The organism is Pseudomonas putida (genome assembly GCF_028682475.1).
Lineage (GTDB): Bacteria > Pseudomonadota > Gammaproteobacteria > Pseudomonadales > Pseudomonadaceae > Aquipseudomonas > Aquipseudomonas putida_AG.
On record NZ_JANHLE010000084.1, the window covers coordinates 1 to 841 of the forward strand.

Annotated in this window: 1 pseudogene; it reads left to right on the forward strand. The window is 59.7% G+C overall.

Annotated elements, in window-relative coordinates:
- Positions 1 to 27: 27 nt before the first annotated feature.
- Positions 28 to 841: pseudogene (locus tag NPS47_RS25230) on the forward strand (toxin VasX); the annotation flags it as partial.

The window sequence follows — 841 nt, forward strand, 5'->3', positions numbered from 1 at the left end:
GCCGCCACCCATAAGGCCCTGGCTCCCTTGAGCCAGCCGGTCCTCGCTGACCTCGCGGCCATGGCCCGGGACGCCCACAGCCCTTGGAGCGTACTGGTCAACCGCCTGGCGGCATCCTTGCTGTTGCTCAAGGACAATCAAATCTTCAGCAGTGCCTGGCTCGGCGTGTTCGTCGCCGCTCGACTGGGCAGCAATACGCGGTTGCAGCGCATTACCGAGGGTGGCCGGCAGCTCTGGGCGTTGCTGGGAGACGAAGCCGAAGGGCTGGTCCGCTGGGCCCGCACCACGGGAAAAGCCATTGGCGCCGGACGCGTAGCGGCGATCGCGAACTCCTCCTTTGTGACCAATAGCGGTGGCGTCGTCCCCTTGGTCGCCTTGCTGCTGAATTCGCTCAATGCGAGTAATTACCTGAGTCAGGCTGGGACACTGGACGGAATGAGCGACCGGCGTAAGAACGACACAATTTCTGCGGCTTTGTATGCGGGTGCGGCGCTGACGGCGGTGATTGATAATCAGGTGCGGCTGGGGCTAGGGATTAAAGAATTTGGCAAAGGGCAAGCAATCGCCTCAACCCTAACCTTGTTTGGTGGAGTGATAGGGGGATTTTCAGTGGGTGCCGCATATCAAGAGTTTAGGTCCCTGCAAAAACAGATGGAGAGTGCGCAAACGCAAATCGATCCGTGGCTGGGAATGCGTCAGGCTGTGGTCGGAGGACAAATGGCGGCTTATGGCAGCCAAGCTCTGCTTGGGGCCACTTACACGATGAGAACCTTAGCTGGACTGATGGAAGTCGAAACCGCCATCCTGCGGTATTCGCTGTACATGGGCCCGCTGAACTGGA